This window comes from Mesorhizobium sp. M1E.F.Ca.ET.063.01.1.1, assembly GCF_003998155.1.
Taxonomy (GTDB): Bacteria; Pseudomonadota; Alphaproteobacteria; order Rhizobiales; family Rhizobiaceae; genus Mesorhizobium.
This window is the reverse complement of the sequence record NZ_RZSC01000541.1, coordinates 1-4190: the sequence shown is the minus strand read 5'-3', so window position 1 is coordinate 4190 and position 4190 is coordinate 1. Positions and strand designations below refer to the sequence as shown.

The 4190-nt window shown below is 60.7% G+C and carries 6 protein-coding genes and 1 pseudogene; 1 reads left to right on the top strand and 6 read right to left on the bottom strand.

Annotation, left to right across the window (positions count from 1 at the left end; genetic code table 11):
- The 6 genes from nuoE to EOA29_RS27465 all read right to left on the bottom strand — a co-directional run.
- The coding region (gene nuoE, locus EOA29_RS27490; protein ID WP_127221878.1) for an NADH-quinone oxidoreductase subunit NuoE at window positions 1-521 on the bottom strand (521 nt) is incomplete at its 3' end.
- A complete protein-coding gene (locus EOA29_RS27485) occupies window positions 522-1712 on the bottom strand; it encodes an NADH-quinone oxidoreductase subunit D (protein WP_126093203.1) in 1191 nt (396 codons plus the stop codon).
- Between the two features lie 61 nt (window positions 1713-1773).
- Window positions 1774-2151 (bottom strand): four helix bundle protein, encoded by a 378-nt coding sequence (locus tag EOA29_RS27480; protein ID WP_126093202.1) that lies wholly within the window; start codon window positions 2149-2151, stop codon window positions 1774-1776.
- A 27-nt stretch (window positions 2152-2178) separates the two neighbouring features.
- The gene (locus tag EOA29_RS27475; protein ID WP_126093201.1) at window positions 2179-2781 is read right to left on the bottom strand and encodes an NADH-quinone oxidoreductase subunit C; all 603 of its coding nucleotides are present in this window, start codon (window positions 2779-2781) and stop codon (window positions 2179-2181) included.
- Window positions 2782-2785: 4 nt separating this feature from the next.
- A complete protein-coding gene (locus tag EOA29_RS27470; protein ID WP_013531090.1) occupies window positions 2786-3367 on the bottom strand; it encodes an NADH-quinone oxidoreductase subunit B in 582 nt (193 codons plus the stop codon).
- Entirely contained in the window at window positions 3358-3723 is a 366-nt protein-coding gene (locus EOA29_RS27465; protein WP_112127345.1) for an NADH-quinone oxidoreductase subunit A, read from the bottom strand. Before EOA29_RS27465 ends, EOA29_RS27470 begins: the two co-directional genes overlap by 10 nt.
- 336 nt (window positions 3724-4059) lie before the next feature.
- Here EOA29_RS27465 and EOA29_RS44065 point away from each other — a divergent pair.
- Window positions 4060-4190, top strand: a pseudogene (locus EOA29_RS44065) (winged helix-turn-helix domain-containing protein); the annotation flags it as partial.

Sequence of the window (4190 nt, the reverse complement as noted above, 5' to 3'; positions counted from 1 at the left end):
GCTTCATAGAGATCGATGATCTCGGCCAGCCGTTCCGGCGTCAGGTCCTCGAAGGTGTCCTTGAAGATCATGACCATCGGCGCGTTGACGCAGGCGCCGAGGCACTCGACCTCCTCCCACGACAGCGTGCCCTTGTCATTGGTGTGGAACTGGTCGTGATGGATCTTCGACCGGCAGACATCCATCAGCGCTTCCGAGCCGCGCAGCATGCAGGGCGTGGTGCCGCAGACCTGAATATGGGCGCGGGTGCCGACCGGATTAAGCTGGTACTGCGTGTAGAAGGTCGCGACCTCGAGGCCGCGGATGCGCGGCATGCCGAGCATGTCGGAGATCGTCTCGATCGCCGCCTTGGTCACCCAGCCTTCCTGCTCCTGCGCGATCATCAGCAACGGGATGATGGCCGACTGCTCGCGGCCCTTCGGATATTTGGCGATCCACTGCTTGGCCGCCGCCGCGTTCGCCTTGGTGAAGGCGAAGGAGGCTGGCTGGACGCTGGCATCTGCGAGACGGCGGACTGACATTTAGCGATCGACCTCACCAAACACGATGTCGAGGGAGCCAAGTACGGCGGTGACGTCGGCCAGCATGTGGCCGCGGCACAGGAAATCCATGGCCTGCAGATGCGCGAAACCGGGCGCGCGCAGCTTGCAGCGATAAGGCTTGTTGGTGCCGTCCGAGACCAGATAGACGCCGAACTCGCCCTTGGGCGCCTCGACGGCCGCATAGACCTCGCCGGCCGGCACACGATAGCCCTCGGTATAGAGTTTGAAGTGATGGATGAGCGCTTCCATCGAGCGCTTCATTGCCGCGCGCTTCGGCGGCACCACCTTGCCGTCGAGGTTCGAAACCGGGCCAGTGCCTTCCTTGCCGAGCAAAAGATCGACGCATTGGCGCATGATCTTCGCCGACTGGCGCATCTCTTCCATGCGCACGAGGTAGCGATCGTAGCAGTCGCCGTTCTTGCCGATCGGGATGTCGAAATCCATCTCGGAATAGCATTCATAGGGCTGCGCCTTGCGCAGGTCCCAGGCCGCGCCCGAGCCGCGCACCATCACGCCCGAAAAACCCCAGGCCCAGGCGTCGGCCAGCGACACCGTGCCGATGTCGACATTGCGCTGCTTGAAGATGCGGTTAGGCGTAAGCAGCGCGTCGAGATCGTCGATCGACTTCAGGAACGGGTCGATCCACTTGCCGATGTCCTCGATCAGCTTCTGCGGCAGGTCCTGGTGCACGCCGCCCGGCCGGAAATAGGCCGCATGCATGCGCGAGCCGGAGGCGCGTTCGTAGAATACCATCAGCTTTTCGCGCTCGACGAAGCCCCACAGCGGTGGGGTCAGCGCGCCGACGTCCATCGCCTGCGTCGTCACATTGAGGATGTGCGACATGATGCGGCCCATCTCGGAATAGAGCACGCGGATCAGCTGCCCACGCTTCGGCACCTCGATGCCGAGCAAGCGCTCTGCAGCGAGCGCGAAGGCATGCTCCTGGTTCATCGGCGCGCAATAATCGAGCCGGTCGAGATAGGGCACCGCCTGCAGATAGGTCTTTGCCTCGATCAGCTTCTCGGTGCCGCGATGAAGCAGGCCGATATGCGGATCGACGCGGTCGACCACCTCGCCGTCCAGCTCCAGCACCAGGCGCAAAACGCCATGCGCTGCAGGGTGTTGCGGACCGAAGTTGATGTTGAAGTTGCGGACGGAGGTTTCAGCCATTCTGGCGCCTCTGGCGAGTCAGTAGTGAGTAGTGAGTAGTGATCATCAGCTCAACGCCTACTTATTCCGCCTGTTTAGCCTGCACCGTTCTGATCAGAGATCGCATCATTTTCCCAATCTCTTCACACCGAAGCAGCAGTTCAGTCTCAAGGTCTCTTTCCAGCATACCCACACGGCATGCCAGCAATACGTGGGTCTCTAGCTCTTTCAACGAACCCTGCGCCATGCGCAGAAATTGAACGAACGAACCCCTATTCTCACGACCATACCCTTCAGCGATATTAGCGGCGATAGATACCGCCGAGCGGCGCATCTGGGAGGTCATTCCATAGATCTCGTCTTTCGGAAAACCTTTGGTGACGCGATAGCAATCTTCAGCGAGAATCATCGCCGATTGCCACACCATCAGGTCGCGATAAGATTCGATCCGCTTTCCCAATTCCTTCCCTACTTACTACTTCCCTACTCACTGTTTCGCTTTTTCATCCCCCGGCAGGACGTAGTCCGTCCCTTCCCAAGGAGAAAGAAAATCGAAATTGCGGAATTCCTGCTTGAGCTCGACCGGCTCGTAGATGACCCGCTTGGCCTCGTCGTCGTAGCGCACCTCGACGAAGCCGGTCAGCGGGAAATCCTTGCGCAGCGGATGCCCATCAAAGCCGTAGTCGGTGAGGATGCGGCGCAGGTCCGGATGATCGGAGAACAGCACGCCGTAAAGGTCGTAGGTCTCGCGCTCATACCAGTCGGCGCCGGGATAGACGGCGGTCAGCGACGGCACCAGCGTCTCTTCGTCGGCCTGGACCTTGAGCCGGATGCGGACATTCTGCTTCGGCGACAACAGGTGGTAGACGACGTCGAAGCGCCTGGCCCGCGACGGATAGTCCGCGCCGGAGATGTCGATGATCGAGATGAACTGGCAGCGCGGGTCGTCGCGCAGGAAGGTCGCCACCTCGATCAGATTGCCCGGTTCGACGGAGACGGTCAGTTCGCCATAGGCGAGCACGGTTTCGCCGATGCGGCCGGAGAGCTTCTCGCCGAGATAGGTGGAGAGTTCGGTCAACGCCTGGGTCATCGGCTCACCGTTCGATCGTGCCGGTGCGGCGGATCTTCTTCTGCAACAGAAGAATGCCGTAGAGCAGCGCTTCCGCGCTCGGCGGGCAGCCCGGCACGTAGATGTCGACCGGCACGATGCGGTCGCAGCCGCGCACCACCGAATAGGAATAGTGGTAGTAGCCGCCGCCATTGGCGCAGGAGCCCATCGAGATGACGTAGCGCGGCTCCGGCATCTGGTCGTAGACCTTGCGCAACGCCGGCGCCATCTTGTTGGTCAGCGTGCCGGCCACGATCATGATGTCGGACTGGCGCGGAGACGCGCGCGGCGCGACGCCGAACCGCTCGCTGTCGTAGCGCGGCATCGAGGTGTGGATCATCTCGACCGCGCAGCAGGCGAGGCCGAAGGTCATGAACATCAGCGAGCCGCTGCGCGCCCAGGTGATCAGCGCTTCAGTCGAGGTGACGAGGAAACCCTTGTCGGCCAGCTCATTGTTGATTTCGAGGAAGAAGGGATCGTCCTCCCCCACCGGCCTGCCGGTGTTGGGGTCGATGATGCCCTTGGGCTTCGGCGCGACGAGGGTGCCTGAACTGTCGTTCAATCCCATTCCAGCGCTCCTTTTTTCCATTCATAGGCAAAGCCGATGGTCAGCACCGCCAGGAACACCATCATCGACCAGAAGCCGAGCATACCGAGCTTGGAGAAGGACACCGCCCATGGGAACAGGAAGGCGACCTCGAGATCGAAGATGATGAACAGGATCGACACCAGATAGAAGCGGATGTCGAACTTCATGCGGGCGTCGTCGAACGAATTGAACCCGCATTCATAGGCGGAAAGCTTTTCCGGGTCGGGATTGCGGTAGGCCACCAGGAACGGCGCGATGATAAGCGCGAGACCAACGACCATCGCTACTGCGATGAAGAGGACGATGGGCAGATACGAACTTAGGAGTGCGCTCATGCGGCGGCTTTCCGTTGGCGGCCAATTCACTTTGATTACAGCAACGGACTCTAATGCGGAAGCGTGACAGTTTAACCCGCTGAACCGTTTTAAGGGCCCTATGCTGCGACGCGGCGAGGGTTAGCGCAGCGGTTTCGGCGACGCAAGTCAAACCTTGTTCAAAATCCCGCCCTGGACGCCATATCGGAAGAAACTGGTCCGATCCGCTCCTGTTTGATTTCTTTCACTTTTTACTCCACTTTTCTCTCCTGACATATCTCCCGCCATTTGCCTGCTAGCATGGCCGGAATCACCGGCTAAAAATCCGGCAGAACTGATCAGGGCGAGAGCAGCTCGATGAAGGAAAAGATCTCGCTGGCCATGGCCAGGCGCATCGCGCTCGGCGCACAGGGCTTCACCGATGCGCGGCCGGCCGGTACGCCCGATCGCCGGCACCTCGCCCGCGTGCTCTCTCGCACCGGCCTGCT

What these genes read in the sequence shown, in the direction of transcription:
- EOA29_RS27465 (WP_112127345.1), bottom strand. Translation starts at nt 3,723, where the DNA reads ATGAGCGCACTCCTAAGTTCGTATCTGCCCATCGTCCTCTTCATCGCA.
- EOA29_RS27470 (WP_013531090.1), bottom strand. Translation starts at nt 3,367, where the DNA reads ATGGGATTGAACGACAGTTCAGGCACCCTCGTCGCGCCGAAGCCCAAG.
- EOA29_RS27485 (WP_126093203.1), bottom strand. Translation starts at nt 1,712, where the DNA reads ATGGCTGAAACCTCCGTCCGCAACTTCAACATCAACTTCGGTCCGCAA.
- EOA29_RS27475 (WP_126093201.1), bottom strand. Translation starts at nt 2,781, where the DNA reads ATGACCCAGGCGTTGACCGAACTCTCCACCTATCTCGGCGAGAAGCTC.